Genomic DNA, 19,369 nt, shown 5'->3' on the forward strand with positions numbered 1-19,369 from the left:
GCCCTAATACTTGCATTATATCCAATGGCTTTGCTGCAATGGGTATTGCTATTCCGGGGGCTGTAGCCGCAAAACTCGTGCATCCCAACCGCAAAGTTATTGCTGCAACAGGCGATGGTGGCTTTATGATGAATTGCCAGGAATTAGAAACTGCTTTACGCGTTGGTACACCCTTTGTCACCCTCATTTTCAATGATGGTGGTTATGGCTTAGTTGAGTGGAAGCAAGAAAATTACTTTGGTAAAGGCAGATCATCTTTTGTGCATTTTGGCAACCCCGATTTTGTAAAATTTGCTGAAAGTATGGGTCTAAAAGGCTACCGGATTGAATCTGTTACGGATTTGGTTCCTGTGTTGAAAGAGGCTCTGGCACAGGATGTTCCAGCAGTGATAGATTGTCCTGTTGACTACCGCGAGAATGCCCGTTTCTCGCGAAAAGCCGTTGAGTTGAATTGTACGGTGTAGGGAGATTTTCCTGACGCCAAGACGAGCCAGTACTGCAGGAGGGTTTCCCTCCGTAGGTATCTGGCGTCGCTAAGATTTCTTGGCGTCCTGGCGGTTTTCGTTGCGGTTCGTTTTTCATGACTCCGCTTCTAGCGCCCTTGCAGCTTCATCAAGCCTATCGTTGGCATCTTTGGCCGGAGTAGTCGTAACTGTACGTTGAGAAATAGTTGATTCGTAGCTGACATACTGCTGACTTTTAGGTGCTAAAAAAATAGCTAGAATATTGGTAGGTTTTTAATAAGGAGTAATGGCGCGATCGCTTAAAGTTGCCCAAGAGTACATTCAGAAAGTTAAATCGTCTCTTCAGCGTAACAGCTATCCCAGCCAGAAAGCTTTAGCTGATGATCTGGGGATATCTCTATCCACCGTCAAAAACTTTCTTAGTAGTAAACCCGTTGATTACCAGTATTTTGTAGAAATTTGCCAGAAATTAGGGCTAGACTGGCAAGAAATTGCATTTAAAGAACCAGACACTCAACCCAACTCAAGCAAAACCTTTGAGGAAACCTCACCTTTCATCACTGGTTCACCCATCACCCATCCTCGCCACTTTTTTGGACGACAAAAACAACTCAAGCGTCTTTTCGACTTACTCAAACGCCGTCCCTTGCAAAATGCTGCAATTATCGGTAAGCGGCGCATTGGCAAAACCTCTCTGCTGCACTACCTGAAAAACATCACCACCACTCCACCAGAACAGTTGCGTTCTGGTCAAAAGTACGACTGGCTACCGCATCCAGAAACTTATAAGTGGATATTCGTAGACTTTCAAGACCCGCGTATGGCGAGTAGAGAAAGGTTATTGAGCTATATCCTAGAATGCCTGAGTTTAAAAGTACCAACACCTTGTAGTTTGGATTACTTCATGGATGTAGTTAGCGACAATCTACATAATCCCACAGTCATCTTACTGGATGAAATTGGCGTTGGGTTGCAACGCTGTCCAGAATTAGATGATGAGTTTTGGGAGAGTTTGCGCTCATTGGCGACTAACCACACGAGGGGAAATCTGGCGTTCGTCTTAGCTACCCACGAATCACCGATTGAACTTGCTCGTAATACGGGGCATAGTTCACCCTTCTTCAATATTTTCGGCTATACCGCAACTTTGGGAGCGCTGACTGAGCCAGAAGCACGGGAATTGATTGCTAGTTCACCTATTACTTTCGCTGAGGAAGATGTAGAGTGGATTTTACAACAAAGTCAATGCTTAGCACTCTTGCTGCAAATTCTTTGTCGGGAAAGATTGTTTAGTCTAGAAGATGGGGAGACTGACGACTGGTGTGAGGAGGGGTTGCGACAGATAGAACCATTTGCTCATTTGTTGGAAAGAAACAGGCAGAGGTGAAAAAATGCCTTTGAGCCTGCTATACCTCTAGAGAGATTGGCAAGTGCTGCAATGATAAGACTGGATACACATATCTGGATTTGCTAGTAAGCCACCACAGCCTTTTGATAAGTAATCCATAAGTCAACCATTAATAACATATTAATCAACCAATAAATCAACTAAACTACAGCCATATTTAGAAGGGTATATAAATTAGTTAGTTCTAGCATAGTGATGACTAAAACAAAAAACTAGGAGAGTCGTTACCTCACCTAGTTGATAGTCATAATCAAACTAAATCAACTGATAGCCTAGACTAGCTACGGTTAGTGTTCATCATCGCTTTTACTAGATCGATCCATACTATTAACCAGTTCGATGAGAACAGGAATTAAAACTGGATCGTTGAGATGGATGTCACCGGAAATGACACCATAAACCAGCAAGGCGACGATTAACAGTCGGCAAAAAAGAGCCATTGAAATCTCCTTATTGTTCAAAAGTTTGTTAGACTTCTGAACTCAGGCCTTAAGGAGAGGGTTCAGAGGCAGCGAAGTGCCCAGCCATAAGTACATTGGGCACTTTTAGCTGTTTGCCTGAAATAAAATTAGCACACTTATTCAAATAGATTTATTAATTTTCTGTTAAGCATTTATTTTCCTTATATAGTTGTATTGATTTGTGTATCCGTAATTATTAGTTATCTGCTTACCAAACATCGGCGCGGGACTGCTGAGGTAGCAAAGATTGAACAGGATCTACAAAGGTTAGAACGTTGTGCAAATGTAAAAGATATCCGTAACGCTCACCAAAGTCTGAAAATTGCAGAACTGGAAAGTCCAGCTAGCCCTCTGCTACGTATCTTCAGTCGCATTAGTGAAGATGTGAACGCTGCCCTCAACCAAAAAAGCGCCTACAACCAGCGTCTAGTACTCAGGATTGTTGTTGATCGTTTAGATGCACAGTTGCAAAACTTGACTCGCAGCACAGAAAAATACGCCCCTCGCTTCCGCCCCATCGCCCAAAGTTGGCGTGAAATAATAGTTAACTCTGTAGAGGAACTCGCCAAAGAAACAGAACTTCTCCAAGAGATTGACAATCCCTACATAATTGGTGTTCCCCTAAATCAGCAATTAGAAATCTTTATCGGACGCAGCAGCATTGGTTTACGCATTGAGGAATTAATTTTAGACCGCCGTCGCCCCCCTCTGCTACTCTACGGTCAACGGCGTATGGGCAAAACTTCTCTGCTGAACAATTTGGGAAAGTTGCTACCGAATAGCATTATCCCCTTATTTATTGACTTGCAAGGCGCACCCTCTTCAGCAAGCAACAATGCGGGTTTTCTCTACAATCTCGCTAGAGGAATGATAACCTCAGCTAAAAAACAAAGCGCATTAACTTTACCATCCTTGACACGGGAAGATTTAGAAAAAGACCCCTTCACCTGCTTTGATGAATGGTTAGATAAAGTAGAAGAGGCGTTACAAGATAATACAGCACTGCTTTCCCTAGACGAATTCGAGGTGCTAGACAGCGCGATCGCCAAAGGACGCTTTGATGAACAAGACGTTCTGGGAATGCTGCGTCACCTCATACAACATCGTCCCCGCTTCAAGGTGCTGCTTGCTGGCTCTCATACTATCGAAGAATATCAGCGCTGGGCTAGTTACCTTATTAACGTGCAAGTCGTGCATATCAGCTACCTAAAAGAAGACGAAGCCCGTCAACTCATTAAAAGCCCTGTCAAAGATTTTACCTTACGCTATGAACCGAACGCCGTGGAGCGAGTGCTGCAACTCACGCGCTGTCACCCCTTTCTAGTACAACTGCTGTGTGGTGAAATTGTCGCCCTCAAAAATGAGCAAGATCCTTCCGTCCGCCGACTGGCAACTTTAGCGGACGTGGAAGCAGCAGTTCCAGAAGCTTTGAGTAGTGGTGGTTTCTTTTTTGCAGATATTCAAAATAACCAAGTAGACGCTGCGGGGTTAGCTATCTTGAAATACTTGGCAGCACAAGAAGAAGGGGCAATACTCAATAAAAGAACTATATTAAACAAACTTCCTGATGTATCGGAAAACGCTTTTAAACTCTTGTTACAACGCGAGTTGATTGAAGAAGTTGAGGACGGCTTTCGCTTCCAAGTCGAGTTGATTCGACGGTGGTTTGCTCAAATGTAGAGATGACTCATAACTAGCTCAACCAGATTAAACGTAAAATGTCATTGCGAGCGAAACGCAGTGAAGCGAAGCAATCGCAGGGTTTGAGATTGCTTCACTCCGCTATCGCTACGTATGCCCTCCGGGCACGCTACGCTAACGCAATGACAATATCCGCACATGATATTATTCAGCCATTTGACATACACCTAAAGATTGAAATTTAACCTTCTAGTAATACAATCTTGGTGTCCTTATATCCGGAAGTTTATGCGGTTTTTTACACACGGTTACCGCTGGGTATTTCTAACGCTTTTTGTGATTGCAGTTATCGTAGCGTGTACAGCATCGCCTGGAAAACGTTCTGGGCAAACAACACAACAGCAAGCAACACAACATAATATGATCATTTTCGTTGCTGATGGGCTGCGTCCAACTTCGATAAATGCTACCGATACCCCAAGTATGAATGAGATACGGGAACGGGGTGTCAAGTTTACCAATAGTCACTCTTTGTTTCCGACTTTTACGACTGCTAATGCTTCGGCGATCGCCACCGGTCACTATTTAGGCGATACTGGTGACTTTAGCAATACTATCCAAGTCAATGCCCCGGTCAAAAGTGCCAAAAACAGCCTTGTCCCCTTCTTAGAAAACAATGCTGTTCTCCAAGAAGTGAACAAACAGTTTGGTGCTAACTACCTCAACGAACAAACTCTGCTAGAAGCTGCAAGAAAAGCAAATTTCAGCACTGCTGCAGTCGGAAAAATTGGACCAGTTTTGATTCAAGATGTGACTTTGCAAAAAGGTGAACCAACCATCATTTTTGATGACGCCACTGGGACACCTACGGGAATTTCCTTGAGTTCTGAAGTGAGTGAACAACTTGCCAAAAACTCGTTACCAACAGCAGCACCTTCACGCGGTGACAACGGTAAGCCTGGCGACAGCAAGACTCCTGGTACTAAAGTTGCTAATACAACTCAGCAGCAATATTTTGCTGATGTGACGACTAAGGTGATTCTACCACTGTTCAAGCAACGGCAAAAACCCTTTGTGTTAGTTTATTGGTCTCGTGATCCAGACGGTACGCAGCATAATCACGGCGATAGTCTCAACCAGCTTGTTCCTGGTATTAATGGTCCGACAGTGCAAGCAGCGCGTCAGAATGTTGACAAAAACCTGGCTCAAATTCGCACTGCATTAAAGGATTTGGGTTTAGAAGAAAGCACAAATATATTCTTGACTGCTGACCACGGATTTTCGACTATTAGTAAGGAGACTAAAACCAGTTATTCAGCAACGCTTTCTTATCCGGATGTACCAAAAGGTTTTATCCCAGCTGGTTTTGTGGCGATTGATATTGCTCAGGAGTTGAAGTTACCTCTGTTTGACCCAGATAATAAGAATGCAACTGTAGATCCAAGTAAAGGGCAGTTTTCTAAAAACGGTATCATTGGGAAAGACCCCAAAAACCCAGATGTGATCGTTGCTGGTAATGGTGGTTCTGATTTACTGTATCTGCCAAATGCAGCAAACAAAAAAGCAACTGCCAAAAAAATTGTAGATTTGCTGCTGAAGCAGGACTATGTTAGCGGGATATTTGTGGATAATTCTTTGGGAGAAATTCCTGGGACTTTATCAATGGAGGCGATCGCTCTTCGAGGTGCAGCACGCACTCCCAAGCCATCCATCTTGGTCAACTTTCGTTCCTTCGATACAGGTTGCGGTAATCCTACGGCGTGTGGTGCGGAATTAGCCGATACAGGTTTGCAGCAAGGACAAGGAATGCACGGTAGCTTTAGTCGTGCTGATACTTACAATACAATGGCAGCAATTGGACCTGACTTTAAACGGGACTATGAAGATTTAGCTCCCGCAAGTAACGCAGATGTGGCAGTCACCATAGCGAAAGTACTGAAATTGAAGTTGTCCACTCAGGGTAAACTAGTTGGTCGAGTGTTAAATGAAGCCCTAATCAGTGGACCTGATAGCGTTGAGTATAAATCTTTTACGCTGAAATCTCCATCTGCTGCTAACGGTTTGAAGACCATCCTCAAGTATCAAACAGTAGGAAAAACTCGCTACTTTGATGTTGCTGGATTTCCAGGTCGTACCCTTGGACTATGATTAAACCACTTTGACACAGCATGGACTGTCTACCAGCGATTTGTGACTCATAGTTTGGGAATGAGTATTGAAAATTAAAGTCAATTGCACAGAAGCCTAAGTTTCTGTGTTTGAATCAATCCCCAATCCTGAATAGCTTCGTTCTAAATGTTCCCAGAGTTCAGTTATCTGCTGGTAAGCATCTTGTGGAGAGAGCTTTCCAAGAGTCTGTAAGTTGCTAATGTAGCCAACTCGTGTTGCAAATTCTTGTAAATTAGCGTTGAAGACTAGAGCTTCTGGCGTGAAGTCACCGTGGTAACTTCGTCTTTGATAAAGAAAGTCATATTTATCTATTTGCGGTTCCATAATCCACCTTTTGCTTACAACATCTCTCTAATTTCTTTTATATGTCTCCCAAACGATAAAAGCAAATGTTTTTATTTGTCGTTTTAATCAATAAAAGTGATTAAAACAGTGAACTGTTAAGAGTTCCCTCTTGCAACAGTAAAGAAAAACCCTGCACTGGCAAATTGCAAGGCAGGGGGTTTCACAATCGTTGTTGCAGCATATACTATAGCTATCTGTTCAGACAAAGAAGATTACGCAAGATTTGCTATTTCTTTACAAAACTTAATAACAAGCTTGCTTCAACTCAGTTTTGTCTGCAAGACTTGAGATACACCCTGTGATAACAACATCTCACGTATCTGCTCCAAATTCCTTGGCTTTGGTGACTCAGTCAAAGTTTTTGTTTGCAATTGAGTCCCAGAAGGTTGTTTACTAGATAGAGCAGCTGCAAATTGCTTGTAAAGCTCTGGGTTGACAGCAAAGTAAAAAGCTAGCTCTTGTCCGACCTCTTTCAATCGCTTTGGTAATTCTGTTTCTGTTGTCTGTAACAGCTTAGCAAGACAAGACCGCAGCTTAGCGTTATCTCGACCCACTCCGACAAAATTACCATCAAGTTGACTGTCTGATAATTGCTGCTCGAAGAGATGAACAAACGTATCGAGTCTGCCGTTATCTATAGATGGATGTTGTAGTAGGGCAAACGCTGGTGGAATGACTGAGTTACTAACATTATCAGGTAGTGGTGCAGCAAGTACTTTCTCTGCATTCACAATACCTTCACCAAATAGATTGGGCTTCCATGTTGGAAATTTCTCACAACTGTCGCGCAGAATCTGATTAAAGATGAAAGGAATCTTTTCCGCTCCATAACGTTGGATGAGTTGCTCGCGTCCATGATAGGATAGCCACAAAGCAGCCACACCCGCAACTAGTGGTGCAGAAAATGAAGTGCCGGAGCCTTGCAGAACGTTATATTTGAACTCACCATTGTTCTTATCGGTTTTTGCATACCAAACTGACTCCGCAGGGGCAGTGACATCAACTTGACTTCCTCGCGATGAACCCAACCAAATCTCACGTCGCACATTACTGCCAGTTACTGCAATCACTTCGTCATAAGCAGCAGGCCAAACCACGTAGGGAATGAAAGTACCAGATGCTGCCACCACAATGACACCGCGTTTTTGGGCATATATGATCGCACTCCGTAGACGCTGGTTGAACAATCCAGTTCCTAGGCTAATTGAAAGGACATGCACACCATGACCAGCCGCGTACTCAATCGCGTCAGCAAGATTAGTTACACTTAATAGGACAACTGAGTATGAGACTCGAAGGGGTACAACTTTGGCACCAGGTGCCACTCCGGTTACAGATTTTCCGGTTGGGTAATTGCTTTGTGCCCTTCTTGGGCTGATCATGACACTGGCTGTTGATGTGCCGTGACCTGGATTGTTTATAACTTCGCCTAGAGGTGTTTCGAGTTCGTCTGTCGGATCTTTGTCGTTTTTGAGAAAATCGTAACTTTCTCTAAGGAGCAGATTCGCGAAAATTTCTGGATGTTTCGTGTAACCTGTATCAGGAAGCCCAATGACAATCCCATGTCCTGGTGGTAGATTCGGGTCAGGAAAAAAGCGTGACCATGCCTCCAAGACTCGAAGTTGCTTGAGACTCCACTCTACATCACTACTCTCGTCTAAAGCTTGATGCTCAAAACGTGCAACTGCCTGTTTTGACTCTTGATTCCAGTCAGAACGGTACGGTAGGGGAACAGCAAATAATGGCTGTGCATCCACAACTCCCGGCTGAGAACGCAGATAATATGTTTTATTCCAAGCTTCTTTAACTGATAGTGTATCTCCCTTTTTGCTTACTTCAAATTCGGTGTGATTATCTCCAATCGATTTAACCTTCCAATTTGAACCCAGTGTTTTGGTAACGATTTCTCGAACTCTGTGTTCTAATCCCGGCATAACCATCTGGAGAAAAAAACCTTCAAACTTAGCACTGAAGTTATTTGAGTCGCTGAGTTGATTGCGATCTGCCAATGGATGCAAGCTTCGCTTATCGCTCATACAATTTTCCTCTGGTGAAATTAGTTCTTAGCGTTAAATCTAGTTCAGTACTTTACTACACTGCAACAATTGATGATTACAGTCTGAGTGTTCCCTGAGAAGGTTTCTCCAGATGAGTCTGAAATAAAACGCAATACAGTTATCACGATTGCAATGTAGAGACGTTGCATGTGAGGCAGGTGCTAACAGCGGGTTCCCCGACTTGTTCGCGCAGCGTCTCCGCAGGAGTTAGCAACTGCCGTTCGCGTTCGCGCAGCGTGTCCCTTTGGGACTCAGCGTCTCCGTTCGGCACGGGGCCGTGCCCGAAGGGCTCAGGAGATACCCGAAGGGCAACGTCTCTACACACGTGGAATGGTTACCAATAATTTTTAACTGAACCGTATTGAAATAAAACGAGTAGAGCATTTGTATTTGGGTAAATTCTACTCCAAAAAAAGAAGTCCCGGTTAACGTAACCAGGACTTCTTTGAAGATTTGGCGTTAATTACAAGCTTGAGAGAGCTATTCATGCAACGCTGTTGAAAATCGTAGCCCAGAGAGTTCCCGCTACTCCAACGCCAACGAATAGGTAAGTGAAGAAACGACCCAATTCAGGGTTTGTTCCCAGTGCTTTATCTTCTTGACCTGCAGTGAAAAATAATGACCAAGCTTGGTTAACAGTGATTGCTTGGGAATTGTTGAATTCAGGTCTAAACACAACAGGTCCAACTAGGTCGTTTTTGGGAAAGTCAAAGTCAGTTCTCATAGTCATTTGTCCACTTTTGATTTATACAGATTGATGATTTTCTAAAAATTCTTTCCTTGTGATTACAGGCTTGTGATCCAATCAATCAAACCATGTCCAGTCAAAACTTCGAGCGCTATGAGTGAGACAAAACCAATCATTGCTAAACGTCCATTGAGTTGCTCAGCATACTCAGTGAAGCCAAAGTTTTGGGTTTCGTCCACATACATCTTGGGTTCGATTGCGTAATTGTTTAATCTGTTGCCTTCTTCCATCACGTAAGTGCGTCCTGTCATCGTTTTTTCCTCAATTTCTTTTTCTTGTTAACTAATGTAAAGCATTGTAAAGAAGTATTGCAATACCTTTACAAAATAAATTATGAGTCAAAACCGTACTTTATAAGTAGGGAAAACCGTACTTAGGGAGACCCAACAAAAAACCCAACAAAAAAATATTCAACAAGAATGCCTGTGGCTTACGCCACGGTGATGTGTACTCAAGCTTAAATTGCTCACATGACTTTTTCTAACGGTTTTTCCAACTTTGCCGTAATAAATGCATGCTATGTTATGGTGGAAAACGAGAGTTAATTCGGCGACTGCGTTTGTTTTTAGTATTGACAGGCTTTCTCCTTTTGGTATTCACAGACTTTTCTCCGAAACCTAAATCTCTACACACTTATGATTTCGGAGACAATTAATGTCACTTTATGTAGGCAATCTTTCTTACGAAGTTACAGAAGAGAGTCTGAATAGTGTTTTCGCAGAATATGGTACTGTAAGGCGTGTTCAGATACCTACTGATCGTGACACAGGTCGTGTGCGCGGGTTTGCCTTCGTGGAAATGGGTTCAGAGGCTGAAGAAGCAGCTGCCATTGATGCTCTTGATGGTGCTGAGTGGATGGGACGTGACCTCAAAGTTAATAAGGCTAAGCCTAGAGAAGACAGAGATTCGTTTGGTGGTAATCGAAACAATAGCTTCCGTAAGCGCTACTAAAATTCATAGATTTAGCTCTTTAAGCTAACCAATTCGTCCAGCAAATTCATTGGATTTAGTAGCGGCTCAGGCAGGAGTGCTTGAGCCTTTTTTATACAAAACTTGGACTGCGCCAAGAAAACTTAAGCTTTAGAAGCCAAAACCCATTCTCTGGAGTTTTCCATGTCAAACTCAGCTACTCCTCCCATCCAACCAGCCGTCCTAATCACCATCATTGGTGAAACAGTGCTGAAAGACCGAATTGTCAAGCTGCTGAAAAGTCATGGTGTAAGTGGTTACACCATTAGTCAAGTACAGGGTGAGGGCGGACACGGAAGACGCTTGTCAGACTTAGCAGGCTACAACACTAATATTGAAATCAAGACGATTGTTTCATTAGAAGTATCTGATGCTATCCTTTCGGCACTGAAAGAGGAGCAGGGCAAGCACGCCTTGATCGCTTTCCGACATAATGTAGAAGCTTTCTATTGATTAATCTTCCTGACTAGAGCAGTCCTCACAGATTCGCTGCAACAGCAACTGTCATAAAGTGCCAAGTAGTTGAAAATGCTTGATCTGACTAACTTTACAGATGGTGGGTTGTTTGGTGGTAAACGAGGAAACGATAGTGATGGATACTCTCGACATTACTAAGCTTTGAAACCAAGAATTTCACTCGAAAGTTTTTATGGTAGACAAGGAGTCTGCCTTTTTTTAGGTTCTGATTGACTGGATTGCTTACCACTAAAAAGCTAGTAATTAAATCAACTTAGTAGGAAAGAGAATGACCCAAATATTCGTAGGCGAAAATGAACCAATTGAGTCAGCTTTACGTCGATTTAAGCGAGAAGTTTCCAAGGCAGGAATTTTCCCAGATATAAAAAAGAATCGTCACTTTGAAACGCCCCTGCAAAAACGTAAGCGCAAAGCAGTTGCTAGACACAAACAGAAGAAGAGAGGTTTCCGACATTGAAGTCGAGTGTCTGTTATGAAGGCACGCAATTTTTTTATTAACAGGTGTAGCAACCATGACCCCAGAAGCCAAACACGTTGTTAGCGAACTAAGGCGTGAGTTCTATTCTCTGTTCGCTGCTGCTATGAAGATGCCAGTGATCATAACTGGTACATCCTATAGTAGTAATTCCCCAATTGCGTTTTGGATGGATGATAGGCAGCGACTGAATTATGTAAATATATACGCTTACATAGCACCTGACACATTTATGCCATTACGCCCGTTCATTCTCAGGCTGGCTATTAACAAGAGCGCTCTTCAATTCATGATGGTAAAAAAGGGGCAAGAACACCGAAATCCCGTGTGGGACTTTGAGTTAACTGTATTGCCAACAGAAATCTTAGACTTTCTTCCCTGGATAGTTAGTTTAGTTGAAGCTGATGATAAAGTTTCACCCTTGCTGCTACACTCATTACCCCATCCATTTAAATTAAAAGTGCCATCTGTCGGGTTATGTCATAACGCATGGACTCTTGAAGCTTGGCTCCTGACAAACTCGACAATGTTCTAGAACTTGGATGCCTCAGTTACCTTCAGCATCACAGCACACCCTCGCCAGTCTGCGCTCTAGTGGGAACGACCACGCCTTACGGTGAGTAAGCGCGCTGCGGTCCAGCAGTCTCCCGACAGCCAGGCGACTGGCGTATGCGCAAAGCGCACGCCCACAGGGCTAAAGCCCACAGGGCTATCGCAGCATGTCAGCAGGACTCAGCGCTGAGACTGGGGACTCATGCGATACTATTTATTGGACAATAGAATAAACAAGACGACCTCGTGCTTTGAAAGCTACAAGCACCGTTGGGTTGGGAAGAGTAAAGCAGTAACGCTCTCCTCGCTCCTACCGTAATTCTCAACACGAGGATGCTAGAAGCCGACACTTCCATGACGGATAATTGTCGGTCGTTCACACAAAAGCTAGAAGCATGATAGAAACAGAGTTTCAAAAAGTAAGACCGCGCAAAGTCTTTGCACAGCATTGGCTCAAAAGTGAAAAAGCTCTCAACGAAATTATTCAAGCTTCCCAGTTACAATCTACTGACAGGGTTCTGGAAATTGGTCCGGGTACAGGTATTCTGACTCATCGTCTATTACCTTTGGTACAATCAATGCTTGCAGTGGAAATAGACCGCGACTTATGCGATCGCCTGACAAAACAATTCGGACGCCAAGAAAACTTCCTACTACTGCAAGGAGATTTTCTAGAACTAGATTTACCTTCCCTGCTTTCACCATTTCCGGCGTTTGAGAAGCAGAATAAAGTTGTTGCCAATATTCCCTACAATATTACAGGACCAATTCTAGAAAAGCTTTTGGGGACAATTAGTAACCCAAATCCCCAACCTTATGAGTTGATAGTACTCCTGGTACAAAAAGAAGTCGCCGAAAGACTGGTGGCAAAACCAAGCTCAAAAGCATTTGGGGCGCTATCGGTACGAGTGCAGTATTTAGCAAAGTGCGAGTTAATGTACACTGTCCCAGCAGGAGCATTTCAGCCACCACCCAAAGTAGACTCAGCAATCGTGCGCCTAGTTCCACGTCTTGTGGAACCACCAGCCGCAGACACGCAACAATTAGAAACTTTGGTGAAGTTGGGCTTTGGGGCAAAACGTAAAATGTTACGAAATAATTTGCAATCGGTGGTAGAACGCGATCGCCTGTCACAATTGTTGGAAAAATTAGAGATAAACCCTCAAGCTCGCGCTGAAGACCTCAGCGTTAGTCAATGGGTAGCTCTAGCAAATGAGTTGTTAGTACTGAGTGATGAGTCCTGAGTTTTATTTTTCTACTTTCTCAGCATTCAGCGGTTAAAACAGTTATCAGTTATCAGTTATCAGTTGTTCACTGTTTACTGTTTACTGTTCACTGTTCACTGTTCACTGTTTACTGTTTACTGATTTGTTGAATATGCGTTCTTATACTCTTATCGCCCCTGCCAAAATTAACTTACATCTGGAAATTCTTGGTGTTCGTCCCGATGCGTATCATGAGTTAGTCATGATACTTCAAAGTATAAATTTATCAGACGAAATTTCTGTACAAGCGAGCGATACACAAGCTATCCGCGTTCGTTGCAACCATCCGGAAGTTCCCGCAGATAATAGTAATATTGCATACAAAGCAGCGGAACTTATGGCGACAGAGTTTCCATCTACCTTTGCCAAATATGGCGGCGTTAACATTACCATCAATAAGCGCATACCTGTAGCTGCGGGGTTAGCTGGAGGTTCGACGAATGCAGCAGCAGTGCTAGTGGGAATAGATTTGCTGTGGAAATTGGGGCTAACTCAGTCAGAGTTAGAGGAATTGGGAGCACAACTAGGTTCAGATGTACCGTTTTGTGTGGCGGGTGGGACGGCGATCGCCACAGGAAGAGGTGAGCAACTTTCTCCGCTTCCCAGTTTAGATAACATATATATAGTTTTAGCTAAATTCCGTAGTCTTGCAGTCTCTACCCCTTGGGCATACAAAACCTATCGACAACAGTTTGGTGATTCCTATCTCAAAGATACCGACAGCTTAACAACTCGCGCAGCAGCCATACACTCTGGACCGATAGTCAAAGCAATCTTGAATCAGGACGCAACGGAGATTGCCCAAAAGCTGCATAATGATTTAGAGCGTGTGGTGTTACCAGAGTATCCGCAAGTCTTGCAATTGCGGGAGACATTTGCTAGTGCTGGTGTTTTGGGGACAATGATGTCTGGTTCTGGTCCGAGTGTATTTGCTATTTGCGAGTCGCAACAGCAGGCGGAAGAAGTGAAGCTTCGTGTGAGGGAGACTATTCCTGATGAGGACTTAGAATTGTTTGTGACTCGAATGACTTCACATGGGATTCAGATAGCATCATCGGTGTAAGGACGCGAAAATTTTATGAGTGACGAAAATCTAACACAACAAACAGAAGCTCAAACACAGGTTCAATCAAGTCCCTTACGTTGTGTTATTGGGGCAATGATTTCGGGAGCACTTGGGTATGGACTATACTCTCTAATGATTGCCACAGCGACAAGTTTTGCAACCAAACCCATTCATTCAGATAACGTTATAGTACTGAAGATTTCTTCTGCAGTGCGTACCTTAGTTGTGGGTGTTATGGCTTTAGGAACTGCGGTATTTGGGATAGTGGCGATCGGGTTGCTGGCTTTGGGGGTGCAGTTGTTGGTGCAGCAGTTGACAAAGCAGAAGAGTTGATGCGTGAATGCGTGAATTTGAGCAAAGCGAATATGGTGACACTGCAACTCAAACAAATTCGAGTTCCACCAGGACAGCGGGTGCTGCTGGAGGATATTAGTTGGGTGGAATTTGAGGCAATTCTTAATGAATTGGGGGAACACCGTAACAGTCGAGTTGCATATCAGCAAGGCACATTAGAGATTATGGTTCCACTCCCAGAACATGAAAGAGCTAAAATCATTATTGGAGATTTAGTAAAAATCTTGCTAGATGAACTAGACCTCAATTGGGAGTCCTTTGGTTCAACCACCTTTAAGCGCGAGGATATGACAGCAGGTGTTGAACCAGATGATTGCTTCTATATTCAAAACTATAAGCTCATGATTGGCAGAGATAGGATAAACTTAACTGTTGATCCTCCTCCTGACTTAGCAATTGAAATTGATGTCACCTCAAAAACTAAAATGAGTGCTTATCAAGCATTAAGAGTACCTGAAATCTGGCGCTACGAAAACGGGAATTTAGAAATTAATCTGCTGCAAGGTGAACAATATATTAAGTCTCAAAAGAGTCTTACTTTTACCAATTTTTCAGTTATTGAAGAGATTTATCAATTTGTAGAGATGAGTCGAACAATAGGAACAACTCCAGCACTCAGGAAATTCCGAAAGTGGGTTAGAGAATCCTAACAATCATTTTTTATGAAGTATGGAAGAGTTTAACAGTTATCAGTTATCAGTTATCAGTTGTTCACTACGTAGGTAGCTGTTCACTGTTTTAAAACTTGGGCAAAACGAAGAATAAATCAACCTCACTACCTCTAGAATGAAAGCGTAGGTTGCCATTAAACTGCAATTGGAAAACCAGATATTGAGTGGATACAGGTAAGATTAGCAAATTTTTAAAAAAGAAGTCAGAAGTCAGAATTCAGGAGTCAGAATCAAGATGTCTGTAAAATAAGCAAATTGCCCTTAATAAATTTTTCTCGAAATAAAGGAGAACATGACCATCGGCGTTTGGATATTAGGCGACCAACTTTGGATAGAACAAGCAGCACTGCAAAGTTGTCAAGATAAAGTGCCTGTTATCATGATTGAGTCGCTGCATCATGTCCAAGAACGCCCCTACCATCGACAAAAGCTGGTGTTGGTTTGGTCAGCAATGCGACATTTTGCTGAAGAATTACGAGAACTTGGTTATCCAGTCACCTACAAATTAGCTGAGGATTTTGAAACACCACTCCAAGAATGGATTCAGGAAAACCAAATTACTGAATTGCGGGTGATGACGCCAAATGATAAACCATTCACCCAAATGATTCAAAATTTTGCTTCTTTACATTGCAAAATTACCCTCGTTCCTAACAATCATTTTTTATGGAGTGTGGAAGAGTTCAAAACTTGGGCAAAACGTCGTAAACGTCTGATAATGGAAGATTTTTATCGAGAAGGACGACGACGTTTTCAAATTTTGATGGAGGAAGATAAACCAGTGGGGGGAGAGTGGAATTTTGATAAACAGAACCGTCAACCGCCAAAAGGTAAATTGAATACGCCATCAGCCAAGTGGTTTGAACCGGATGAAATTACTCAAGATGTTATTGCACACGTCAAATCTCTTTCTTTTCCACTCTACGGAGAAGTAGAACCGTTTCGCTGGGGAGTCACTCGTTCTCAAGCACTCGAAATATTAGACTGGTTTATCAAAAATCGTCTACCTGAGTTTGGTCCTTACCAGGATGCAATGGTGACAGGGGAAGAGACAATGTGGCATTCTATGATATCCCCGTATTTGAATATTGGGTTACTCCAACCTTTGGAAGTCATTCAAGCAGCAGAGAAAGCTTACCAGCAAAACCAACTGTCTCTATATAGCATAGAAGGTTTCATCCGTCAAGTGATGGGTTGGCGAGAATATATGCATGGCATTTACCATTTTGTGAGTGCAGATTATCCAGAAAAAAATTACTTTGAACACACGCAACCTTTACCTGAGTTTTTCTGGACGGGTGAAACGAAGATGAATTGTCTGCACCAGATAATCACTCAGTTGCTACGTACAGGTTATGCTCATCATATCCAGCGGCTGATGGTTTTGAGTAATTTTGCTTTGATTGCAGGTCTTTCGCCCCAAGCTGTAGAAAATTGGTTTCATGCCATGTTTATTGATGCTTATGACTGGGTGATGCAAACAAATGTAATTGGTATGGGGCTATTTGCTGATGGTGGAATGTTGGCATCGAAGCCTTATGCAGCATCTGGTAACTATGTCAATAAGATGAGCGATTATTGTAAAGGATGTGCTTATAATCCTAAAGAACGTGTTGGGAATAATGCTTGTCCTTTCAATTTCTTCTACTGGGATTTTCTTGATCGTCACCGTAGTCAACTTCAGTTTCAAGGACGGATGAGCTTTATTTTGGGACATCTTGAACGAATGTCTCTACAAGAGTTAGAAACTATCCGTCAACAAGCGCGAGATTGGCATGTACAGCAATTGTCTGGGGAAGAAGTTTAACAGCCGCTGATTAACGAGAAATTTCCCGATGGGAAAACTAAATCTGAGGCTTAAAAACCTTTTTTTAATTGTGATAATTGCTCAATAAATCCCTAGCTGGTTCCCCACATCTGTCAAGACCGTATGAGTCGGGTTGTGGGGGAATTTTTTGTTAAGGTGTCTGTGGTGGATTAATTTTGGGGTTATTTATTTGATGTCGTCGCAGAGGGTGCTGTATATACAGTACTAGTAAAATAAAAAATGCTTGATGTATTTTTCCTGTCTCAAAAGTTAGAAAAATATGGGGAAATCGTGCAAAAACATTTTTCTTAACCAACTCTCAAAACTACGCTTTGTTGTGAAAGTAAAGATTGTGACATTGACCATTGCGGGTGTGTTAGTAGCCACTTGAATAACCAAGTATCAAACAGAACACTCTGCCACATTATCTTCTAAGCTAGCGTTCCATTCACCTACGACTCCTCCAAAACTTCCTGTCCAGGTTTTTGCCACATCATCTCCCAAGCAAGCGTTCCCTTCACCTACGACTCCTCCAAAAGTTCCTGAGTGGGCTATTGTGCCTGTACTGAGAATCACATTTGCCCAACGCCACCTACTGCGCATCACCGATGAGGACAAAGGATGACCAGAAGAAAGGATGACTATTAATTTGGCTTAACTTAGCTTGGCGCAACGCTTCACTCTTGCTCATCCCTTGTTTCAGGTTTCGGTAAAACTGTACCATGATTTCCTGGGTCGTTTTATCCTCAATGCTCCAAAGATTGGCAATAACGGCTCTAGCTCCTGCACGCTCAAACAGGTAGGCAAGTCCGGTAATTGGTTCTGCGCCCTCACCAATCAATAGTTTCCCTTTAGAATCAGTCTTTAGAGCAGTTTGGCAAGCACTGAGGGTGATTAAATCAGTGTTGCTCAATCCCAACAGGGCTGCATCAGCAATGTTGAGTTTTTGGTCAGCAAACAGGAGGATATTCTCTGACAAACCTAATTTAGGGCAGCCTCCTCGCTGGAAACAGCCATGTGTTGCCAGGTGCAGCAGAGGAAAGCGAGGAGATTGAGTTTTGAATGTGGCGAGTGTAGCTTTGTTGCCAATTATAGCTTCACTTCCGGGCAGAATTTGAGTGATGCTGTTGACCTCAATTTCAGATCCTGGTAGTGCCAAGGGGTTTTTAGGAATCGGGTTGCCAAGAGCGAGAACCTTCTTGGGAGATGTTGAGTTTTTTGTCCGAGTTGCTTGGAGAGAATGGGTAGAAAGGCGAGTGAGGTAGCTAACGGGGTATTGCTGAATCAGGTATTTTTCGGTTTTGCTGTTGTAGAGGGCTTCAAAGGGGATGTAGCGGAAAGCTCCAGTAGCGATGATGCTAAGTTGTTTGGGGTTGGTTGCCTGAATTTCAGTTTCTACTGGACGAATCAGCAGGTTATAAAGCTTTTCCAAGTTGTCGAGGTATTTATCATTAAAGTGATTGGTTAGTTGAGCATAAGTTTGGGTGAGTAAATTATCGAGTTCGCCAGGATTAACAGGTACAAGCTTTACTGTCAGCTTGTCTTTGGTCAAAATAAAGAAAGCGATTGTATTTGGGACATTTTTAACGTTGGTCAGTAAGACAGGATGAATTACTGTTGTACCTGCCGGGATACTGGCTCTGAGTTGAGTAATGTCGGTGGGATTGGTTTCAAACAGTTCTGCCACTTCCGGAAAGCGCTTCGAGATGGCTTCAGCTTGCTGGTTAACTTTGGCTTCTAGCTCCCGCATTTGCCCTGAGAGTGTATCGGAAAATTTCTGCTGTAAGCCCTGACGCAGAAATTGCAGTTGCTGATAAAGCTGGTTCCACTCATCAATAGCTCGTTGAGCATCGGGGTTAGCGACTTTGGCATTAAGCAAGCGGGCATAGTCAATCAAGTCAGCAGTTGTAGTGAGGTTAGCCCATTCATAGGCTGAATCTGCTTTATTTTGCCTAATGAGGAGATCCACGAGGGCGATGGAAGTTCCTCGTTCTTGCTGCAAAAATCCTGCCCGAAAGTCTTTGGTTAGTCCTTTACGAATTTCCAGAGTTATCCTGACTGCTTGCTCCAAATTTGTAGCAGCTTTCTGCGGCTGCCCAATCTGACTGTAGACCGCACCGATATTACTTAGAGTAGCAGCTTCCCCAGCGTGATCGCCCACCGCTTGTCTAATCGGCAGGGCTTGGTTTAAAAACTCCAATGCTTTCTGGGGCTGCCCAATCTGACTGTAGACCGCAGCGATATTATTCAGAGTAGCAGCTTCCCCAGCGTGATCGCCCACCGCTCGTGTAATCGGCAGGGCTTGGTTGTAAAACTCCAACGCTTTCTGAGGCTGCCCAATTTTGCTGTAGACCACGCCGATATTATCCAGAATTGTGGCTTCCCCAGCGCGATCGCCCACCGCTTGTCTAATCGGCAGGGCTTGGTTGTAAAACTCCAA

Annotated in this window: 20 protein-coding genes; 13 read left to right on the forward strand and 7 right to left on the reverse strand. The window is 43.3% G+C overall.

All coding sequences use genetic code 11. The features are described from left to right. Both DP116_RS28930 and DP116_RS02510 read left to right on the forward strand, forming a co-directional pair. On the forward strand, positions 1-464 hold a 464-nt coding region (locus tag DP116_RS28930; RefSeq protein ID WP_246275447.1), incomplete at its 5' end, for a thiamine pyrophosphate-dependent enzyme. A 286-nt stretch (positions 465-750) separates the two neighbouring features. Then, positions 751-1,851: an ATP-binding protein gene (locus DP116_RS02510; protein WP_169153669.1), complete on the forward strand. Its 1,101-nt coding sequence runs from the start codon at positions 751-753 to the stop codon at positions 1,849-1,851. Between the two features lie 308 nt (positions 1,852-2,159). Here DP116_RS02510 and DP116_RS02515 read toward each other — a convergent pair whose 3' ends face one another. After that, a complete protein-coding gene (locus tag DP116_RS02515; protein WP_169153670.1) occupies positions 2,160-2,312 on the reverse strand; it encodes a hypothetical protein in 153 nt (50 codons plus the stop codon). Between the two features lie 195 nt (positions 2,313-2,507). Here DP116_RS02515 and DP116_RS02520 point away from each other — a divergent pair, with 195 nt between their 5' ends. Beyond that, positions 2,508-4,013: an AAA family ATPase gene (locus DP116_RS02520; protein ID WP_211173039.1), complete on the forward strand. Its 1,506-nt coding sequence runs from the start codon at positions 2,508-2,510 to the stop codon at positions 4,011-4,013. A 249-nt stretch (positions 4,014-4,262) separates the two neighbouring features. Continuing rightward, the gene (locus DP116_RS02525) at positions 4,263-6,122 is read left to right on the forward strand and encodes an alkaline phosphatase family protein (RefSeq protein WP_169153671.1); all 1,860 of its coding nucleotides are present in this window, start codon (positions 4,263-4,265) and stop codon (positions 6,120-6,122) included. A gap of 96 nt (positions 6,123-6,218) precedes the next feature. On the opposite strand, the gene DP116_RS02530 is transcribed toward DP116_RS02525, so the two are convergent. The 4 genes from DP116_RS02530 to DP116_RS02545 form a co-directional block, all read right to left on the reverse strand. Further along, positions 6,219-6,467, reverse strand: coding sequence for a DUF7219 family protein (locus tag DP116_RS02530; protein ID WP_169153672.1), 249 nt, complete (start codon positions 6,465-6,467; stop codon positions 6,219-6,221). A gap of 281 nt (positions 6,468-6,748) precedes the next feature. Continuing rightward, positions 6,749-8,524: a S8 family peptidase gene (locus DP116_RS02535; RefSeq protein WP_169153673.1), complete on the reverse strand. Its 1,776-nt coding sequence runs from the start codon at positions 8,522-8,524 to the stop codon at positions 6,749-6,751. Positions 8,525-9,029: 505 nt separating this feature from the next. Then, the gene (locus tag DP116_RS02540) at positions 9,030-9,269 is read right to left on the reverse strand and encodes a hypothetical protein (RefSeq protein ID WP_169153674.1); all 240 of its coding nucleotides are present in this window, start codon (positions 9,267-9,269) and stop codon (positions 9,030-9,032) included. 62 nt (positions 9,270-9,331) lie between these two features. After that, complete coding sequence (locus DP116_RS02545; RefSeq protein WP_169153675.1) at positions 9,332-9,544, reverse strand: CAB/ELIP/HLIP family chlorophyll-binding protein; 213 nt, start codon at positions 9,542-9,544, stop codon at positions 9,332-9,334. 403 nt (positions 9,545-9,947) lie between these two features. On the opposite strand from DP116_RS02545, the gene rbp reads away from it, so the two are divergent. From rbp to DP116_RS02590, 9 genes are all read left to right on the forward strand, one after another. Continuing rightward, the gene (gene rbp / locus DP116_RS02550) at positions 9,948-10,244 is read left to right on the forward strand and encodes an RNA-binding regulator (RefSeq protein ID WP_169153676.1); all 297 of its coding nucleotides are present in this window, start codon (positions 9,948-9,950) and stop codon (positions 10,242-10,244) included. A gap of 162 nt (positions 10,245-10,406) precedes the next feature. After that, positions 10,407-10,715: a P-II family nitrogen regulator gene (locus tag DP116_RS02555; RefSeq protein ID WP_169153677.1), complete on the forward strand. Its 309-nt coding sequence runs from the start codon at positions 10,407-10,409 to the stop codon at positions 10,713-10,715. Between the two features lie 292 nt (positions 10,716-11,007). Beyond that, on the forward strand, positions 11,008-11,196 hold the full coding sequence (rpsU, locus tag DP116_RS02560; protein WP_169153678.1) for a 30S ribosomal protein S21: 189 nt from the start codon (positions 11,008-11,010) through the stop codon (positions 11,194-11,196). Between the two features lie 55 nt (positions 11,197-11,251). Beyond that, entirely contained in the window at positions 11,252-11,749 is a 498-nt protein-coding gene (locus DP116_RS02565) for a hypothetical protein (protein WP_169153679.1), read from the forward strand. Between the two features lie 412 nt (positions 11,750-12,161). After that, positions 12,162-13,010, forward strand: a complete 849-nt coding sequence (gene rsmA / locus DP116_RS02570) for a 16S rRNA (adenine(1518)-N(6)/adenine(1519)-N(6))-dimethyltransferase RsmA (protein WP_169153680.1) — start codon at positions 12,162-12,164, stop codon at positions 13,008-13,010. Between the two features lie 133 nt (positions 13,011-13,143). Continuing rightward, positions 13,144-14,094: a 4-(cytidine 5'-diphospho)-2-C-methyl-D-erythritol kinase gene (gene ispE / locus DP116_RS02575; RefSeq protein ID WP_169153681.1), complete on the forward strand. Its 951-nt coding sequence runs from the start codon at positions 13,144-13,146 to the stop codon at positions 14,092-14,094. Between the two features lie 15 nt (positions 14,095-14,109). Then, complete coding sequence (locus tag DP116_RS02580) at positions 14,110-14,430, forward strand: DUF3082 domain-containing protein (protein ID WP_169153682.1); 321 nt, start codon at positions 14,110-14,112, stop codon at positions 14,428-14,430. 32 nt (positions 14,431-14,462) lie between these two features. After that, the gene (locus DP116_RS02585; protein ID WP_169153683.1) at positions 14,463-15,101 is read left to right on the forward strand and encodes a Uma2 family endonuclease; all 639 of its coding nucleotides are present in this window, start codon (positions 14,463-14,465) and stop codon (positions 15,099-15,101) included. Between the two features lie 313 nt (positions 15,102-15,414). Then, a complete protein-coding gene (locus tag DP116_RS02590) occupies positions 15,415-16,929 on the forward strand; it encodes a cryptochrome/photolyase family protein (protein ID WP_169153684.1) in 1,515 nt (504 codons plus the stop codon). 402 nt (positions 16,930-17,331) lie between these two features. Here the strand turns inward: DP116_RS02590 and DP116_RS02595 are convergent, their stop codons facing one another. Beyond that, positions 17,332-17,532 (reverse strand): hypothetical protein, encoded by a 201-nt coding sequence (locus DP116_RS02595; protein ID WP_169153685.1) that lies wholly within the window; start codon positions 17,530-17,532, stop codon positions 17,332-17,334. After that, a partial coding sequence (locus DP116_RS02600) for a CHAT domain-containing protein (protein WP_246275448.1) occupies positions 17,522-19,369 on the reverse strand: 1,848 nt, incomplete at its 5' end. The genes DP116_RS02595 and DP116_RS02600, both read right to left, overlap by 11 nt.

It is taken from the genome of Brasilonema bromeliae SPC951 (genome assembly GCF_012912135.1).
In the GTDB taxonomy this organism is placed as follows: domain Bacteria; phylum Cyanobacteriota; class Cyanobacteriia; order Cyanobacteriales; family Nostocaceae; genus Brasilonema; species Brasilonema bromeliae.

Coding starts and splice junctions, on each gene's coding strand:
- DP116_RS02510 (WP_169153669.1), top strand. CDS start 751: ATGGCGCGATCGCTTAAAGTTGCCCAAGAGTACATTCAGAAAGTTAAA.
- DP116_RS02515 (WP_169153670.1), bottom strand. CDS start 2,312: ATGGCTCTTTTTTGCCGACTGTTAATCGTCGCCTTGCTGGTTTATGGT.
- DP116_RS02525 (WP_169153671.1), top strand. CDS start 4,263: ATGCGGTTTTTTACACACGGTTACCGCTGGGTATTTCTAACGCTTTTT.
- DP116_RS02530 (WP_169153672.1), bottom strand. CDS start 6,467: ATGGAACCGCAAATAGATAAATATGACTTTCTTTATCAAAGACGAAGT.
- DP116_RS02535 (WP_169153673.1), bottom strand. CDS start 8,524: ATGAGCGATAAGCGAAGCTTGCATCCATTGGCAGATCGCAATCAACTC.
- DP116_RS02540 (WP_169153674.1), bottom strand. CDS start 9,269: ATGAGAACTGACTTTGACTTTCCCAAAAACGACCTAGTTGGACCTGTT.
- DP116_RS02545 (WP_169153675.1), bottom strand. CDS start 9,544: ATGACAGGACGCACTTACGTGATGGAAGAAGGCAACAGATTAAACAAT.
- rbp (WP_169153676.1), top strand. CDS start 9,948: ATGTCACTTTATGTAGGCAATCTTTCTTACGAAGTTACAGAAGAGAGT.
- DP116_RS02555 (WP_169153677.1), top strand. CDS start 10,407: ATGTCAAACTCAGCTACTCCTCCCATCCAACCAGCCGTCCTAATCACC.
- rpsU (WP_169153678.1), top strand. CDS start 11,008: ATGACCCAAATATTCGTAGGCGAAAATGAACCAATTGAGTCAGCTTTA.
- DP116_RS02565 (WP_169153679.1), top strand. CDS start 11,252: ATGACCCCAGAAGCCAAACACGTTGTTAGCGAACTAAGGCGTGAGTTC.
- rsmA (WP_169153680.1), top strand. CDS start 12,162: ATGATAGAAACAGAGTTTCAAAAAGTAAGACCGCGCAAAGTCTTTGCA.
- ispE (WP_169153681.1), top strand. CDS start 13,144: ATGCGTTCTTATACTCTTATCGCCCCTGCCAAAATTAACTTACATCTG.
- DP116_RS02580 (WP_169153682.1), top strand. CDS start 14,110: ATGAGTGACGAAAATCTAACACAACAAACAGAAGCTCAAACACAGGTT.
- DP116_RS02585 (WP_169153683.1), top strand. CDS start 14,463: ATGGTGACACTGCAACTCAAACAAATTCGAGTTCCACCAGGACAGCGG.
- DP116_RS02590 (WP_169153684.1), top strand. CDS start 15,415: ATGACCATCGGCGTTTGGATATTAGGCGACCAACTTTGGATAGAACAA.
- DP116_RS02595 (WP_169153685.1), bottom strand. CDS start 17,532: ATGCGCAGTAGGTGGCGTTGGGCAAATGTGATTCTCAGTACAGGCACA.